Consider the following 4,523-nt stretch of genomic DNA (forward strand, 5'->3'; position numbering starts at 1 on the left):
AATTATAGTATAAACTAATTATGAACACTTACTTATTGAAAAAATAATAAATATAAGAAGATATGAGAAAAGCCATTTTCCTTTTAAGCCTTATCCTGTTTGCAACGGGAGTATCGGCACAGCAAGATACATTGAAGTATCGCATCAGCCTGAAAGATAAAGCTGCCACGGAGTATTCGTTGAAACACCCGGAGAAATTCCTGTCCGACAAGGCCATTGAACGTCGTAAGCGACAGAATCTTCCCATTGATTCCACAGACCTTCCGGTTTGCTGCAAGTATATAGATGAGATACGCAAGCAAGGAGTACGGATTGTAGTGACCGGAAAGTGGGATAACTTCGTGACAGTATCCTGCAACGATACCACGCTGATTGACCGCATTGCCGCCCTGCCTTTTGTTCGTTCCACAGAGAAAGTCTGGATAGCTCCCGGAGCAGATAAACCGTCGGTAGCAACGAAACGTGATTCCGCCATCAACCAACCGAAAATATACCCGGACAGCATTTACGGACCTGCCGTCGCCCAAATTCGATTAAGCAACGGAGACAAGTTGCATGAAGCCGGCTATAAAGGCCGGGGTATGACGATTGCCGTTATAGATGCCGGTTTCCACAATGCGGATAAGATAACAGCCTTGCAGAACACCCGCGTACTTGGCGCAAAAGACTTCGTAAATCCACAGGCTGATATCTATGCCGAAAGCAGTCATGGCTTGTCCGTGTTTTCGTGTATTGGCATGAATCAGCCTAATGTAATGACCGGCACTGCCCCCGAAGCCTCTTTCTGGTTGCTTCGCAGCGAAGACGAGTATTCGGAACATCTGGTAGAACAGGATTACTGGGCTGCCGCCGTAGAATTTGCCGATAGCGTGGGTGTGGACGTAATCAATACCTCTTTGGGGTACTACGCATTCGACGACAAGTCGAAGAATTACGAATACCGTGACCTCGATGGGCGTCGTGCATTGATGTCCCGCCAGGCTTCCCGCATTGCGGACAAAGGAATGGTATTGGTATGTAGCGCCGGAAATGCAGGTTCGGGAACCTGGAAGAAGATAACTCCTCCGGGAGATGCCGATAATGTGCTGACGGTGGGTGCTATTGATAAAAAAGCTGTGCTGGCGCCTTTCTCTTCCATTGGCAACACGGCTGATGGGCGCGTTAAACCGGATATTGTGGCAGTTGGCCTGGGTTCGGATGTGATACGTACGGATGGTAATCAGGGAAGGGCTAACGGTACTTCTTTCTCATCACCCATCATGTGCGGCATGGTGGCTTGCCTGTGGCAGGCTTGCCCGAAGCTGACAGCGAAAGAAATAATCGAGTTGGTACGCTCTTCGGGCAACCGTGCCGCTTTCCCTGATAATATCTATGGATATGGAGTGCCTGATATGTGGAAGGCATATAATGACTATAAAAATCGCCGCTAACGAATGGAAGCCCTATCCCTGTTGGAGCTTAACTCCCTGGTGCGCCGCAGCCTCGAGCAATGCCTGCCCAATGAATATTGGGTACAGGCGGAGTTGAGCGATGTGCGTTCTAACACTACCGGTCATTGTTACCTGGAATTTATTCAGAAAGACCCCCGCAGCAACAGTCTGGTGGCTAAGGCTCGGGGAACAATCTGGTCGAATGTCTACCGCCTGCTGAAACCCTACTTTGAGGAGGCAACGGGACAGGCGTTTGTCTCCGGCATTAAGGTACTGGTTCAGGTTACCGTCAGTTTCCACGAACTTTACGGCTATAGCCTTACGGTGCAGGACATCGACCCCACTTATACGTTAGGCGATATGGTGCGCCGTCGCCGGGAAATACTGAAGCAACTGGAAGAGGAAGGTGTCCTGTCTCTGAATAAAGAACTGGAAATGCCTGACTTGCCGCAACGCATCGCAGTTGTTTCGTCTGCCACGGCTGCCGGTTATGGCGATTTCTGCCATCAGTTGAAAAACAACCCTCGTGGCTTCTTCTTTTATACCGAATTATTTCCTGCCCTGATGCAAGGCAACATAGAAGATTCCATATTGGCCGCCCTGGATAAAATACTGAGTCGCCGGGAAGAGTTTGATGCCGTGGTCATTATTCGCGGCGGTGGAGCCACTTCCGACCTTTCCGGCTTCGATACTTATCTGCTTGCTGCCGCCTGCGCGCAATTCCCGCTGCCGATTATCACCGGGATAGGGCATGAGCGAGACGATACGGTGCTCGATTCCGTAGCCCATACCCGTGTGAAAACACCGACTGCTGCTGCGGAATATCTCATAAGCTGCATGAGTCTTGCTGCTGACGAACTGGAAGTTCTTGCCAATCGTCTGCACGAGGGTGTTTTTTCGTTATTGGAAGAACAGCGCAAGAAACTTGCGATGCTTAAGAATCGCATTCCTTCTGCCGCTTTCAAGCGTGTATCTGAGGCAAAGCTGGCTCTGCTTACGGTGCGGAAGGATATATTTCAGTCGGTTACTGCTTCCCTGTCCCGTCAACGGCACCGTCTGGAGTTGCTGCAACAACGTTTGGTGGATGCGGCGCCTGAAAAACAGTTGGCCCGTGGTTACAGCATTACATTCAAGGATGGCAAAGTGGTGAAGGATGCTTCTCTGTTAAATGCGGGAGATGAATTGGTAACCTATTTAGAAAAAGGAAATGTACTTTCCGTATTGAAAGAGAAAAGACCTTGATAGCTTTTTGGTTACTTGTTACTCAAGTTTCGCATGGAAACTTGAGTCAATTAATAGCGATTCCTTCTATCTCTATCAATAACTCGTTCCTGCATACATCCGCACACATATAAGATATGGGGACGTTCAGCTTATAGCTATCCAATAGCTCGTATGCCTCTTTGTAATCAGATTTCTCTTTCAGGTACACGCGCAGTATCTTAAGTTGCGCATTGCCAATCAACTGAGCAATGTTCTCCATCGTGATGTGAAGCTGACGCTCAAGCCCTACACCCGCCATACTCTCTTCTCCGCGAATGGCAGCCGTGCCCGATACATATATCAATTCCCTATCGTCAAATGTCATGCTCTTTGCCCGCTCAAATTTGGGAGTTGCTTTTTCCTCATTGGCATTTTCCAGCACCTGCACGGAATAGGCGTGGGCGGCCACTTGCAACTTGTTGTCAATGGCAGTCATGAAACATCCTGGACGGGCGAATACTGCCGCATCCATATCCACCAGCACTCCTCCCAGATTCGTGCCGATGCCCGTTGCGGCAGGATATCCGGTACTCCATGTGGCGCGTTTGTAGAAGTTGCTGCGTACGTTGTTGAACATCTGATAATGTTGGTCGAAGCCGTCAAAGCCTGTAATCTGCTCGATATAATTCCACTGCCTGATGATACTCTCAACCGGAAATCCTTCCCGGTGCAGCACTTCGCTGGCTAACCGGAATATCTCTACGGATTGTTGCTGAGTATTGAAGGTGATGATATCGCTGTGAAAACCTCCGGCAAAGAGGAAACGCCCGTCCGTGTTTCTCAGTACAACGTACGGAAAGCCATTGTTAGGATGGTAAGCGACAGAATCCGTATCGTCCGCCCGGTAACTGTGTACCTCCAGCGTCAACCTGCCGTCCAGCGCCGGCTGGGACACATAACTGAATACTGGCAGTCGTTCTGCGAACAATCTCTCTATTTTGTCGAACAGCGTTGTACGCCGGGTTACGTATTGCACATTGTCTGCGGGTGTGCCGAAGAAAATCAGCCGGAAGATATGCTCGTTTTCAGGCAATTGAGCTAATAAAGTGTCTGCCATAGTTTCGAAATCCGCTTCTTCCGTGGTGTATATGCTATAGTGTATCTTTTCGCAATAGTTCATACTTTTCTATGTTGTCTCTTCTTTTTCTGTATTTGGAATGATGTTGTGAAACATGTTTCGAAGATAAGGCGATATTTAAAAAGGAAGAAGTAATCAACTGAAAAAAAGCTCAAACATGTTGTATAGCATAAAATGTAGGTGTTTGTTTCAACCTCTATTTTTCTACGGTTTATGCGGGGTGAAACCATACTTGCTCCTCTTCTCCTCCTCTTCTGCTCCTTTCCCGCTCCTCTAAAAGTACCATTTAAGAGGAGCAGAAGAGGAGCAATAGAGGAGCGGGACAGGTTCAGGTAGCAGGGAGAGGTGGTTAGGTAACATGCAGACAGCTTCTGAAACTTAAATCATATTCGCCGATTATTGAAACAGTTTTATTTTTTTTGCCTTACTTTGCAGGGTATTATAATACAAGGAGTATATGGCAGCAAAAAAAGAAACATATTCTCAAGCTATGGAACGCTTGGAGAAGATTGTCCGCCAGATGGACAATAACGAGTTGGAAATAGACGTTCTCGCTGAGAAAATAAAGGAGGCAAATGAAATCATTGCGTTTTGCAGTGACAAATTGACTAAAGCCGACAAGGAAATTGAAAAATTACTGTCGGAGAAGCAGGAATATGGGGAATAAAGGCTAATTTTGTTGCTCAATATACATTAATTTAAGTTTTGCACGTTTTATGTTGTTTATAATCAGAAGTATCTCTATTAGCTTC

4 protein-coding genes are annotated in these 4,523 nt (G+C 47.3%); 3 read left to right on the top strand and 1 reads right to left on the bottom strand.

What is annotated here, in order from left to right:
- Window positions 1-62: 62 nt before the first annotated feature.
- Together B2Z67_RS06120 and xseA are read left to right on the top strand one after the other, a co-directional pair.
- A complete protein-coding gene (locus B2Z67_RS06120; RefSeq protein WP_291528933.1) occupies window positions 63-1,430 on the top strand; it encodes a S8 family peptidase in 1,368 nt (455 codons plus the stop codon).
- Between the two features lie 3 nt (window positions 1,431-1,433).
- Window positions 1,434-2,672, top strand: a complete 1,239-nt coding sequence (xseA, locus tag B2Z67_RS06125) for an exodeoxyribonuclease VII large subunit (protein ID WP_291528934.1) — start codon at window positions 1,434-1,436, stop codon at window positions 2,670-2,672.
- Between the two features lie 46 nt (window positions 2,673-2,718).
- Here xseA and B2Z67_RS06130 read toward each other — a convergent pair whose 3' ends face one another.
- Window positions 2,719-3,813 (bottom strand): endoribonuclease L-PSP, encoded by a 1,095-nt coding sequence (locus B2Z67_RS06130; RefSeq protein ID WP_291528935.1) that lies wholly within the window; start codon window positions 3,811-3,813, stop codon window positions 2,719-2,721.
- 415 nt (window positions 3,814-4,228) lie between these two features.
- Here B2Z67_RS06130 and xseB point away from each other — a divergent pair, with 415 nt between their 5' ends.
- Entirely contained in the window at window positions 4,229-4,438 is a 210-nt protein-coding gene (gene xseB / locus B2Z67_RS06135; RefSeq protein ID WP_291528936.1) for an exodeoxyribonuclease VII small subunit, read from the top strand.
- The last annotated feature ends 85 nt before the right edge of the window (window positions 4,439-4,523 follow it).

The organism is Bacteroides sp. UBA939 (genome assembly GCF_002293435.1).
Classification (GTDB): Bacteria; Bacteroidota; Bacteroidia; order Bacteroidales; family Bacteroidaceae; genus Bacteroides.

Coding starts and splice junctions, on each gene's coding strand:
- B2Z67_RS06120 (WP_291528933.1), top strand. CDS start 63: ATGAGAAAAGCCATTTTCCTTTTAAGCCTTATCCTGTTTGCAACGGGA.
- xseA (WP_291528934.1), top strand. CDS start 1,434: ATGGAAGCCCTATCCCTGTTGGAGCTTAACTCCCTGGTGCGCCGCAGC.
- B2Z67_RS06130 (WP_291528935.1), bottom strand. CDS start 3,813: ATGAACTATTGCGAAAAGATACACTATAGCATATACACCACGGAAGAA.
- xseB (WP_291528936.1), top strand. CDS start 4,229: ATGGCAGCAAAAAAAGAAACATATTCTCAAGCTATGGAACGCTTGGAG.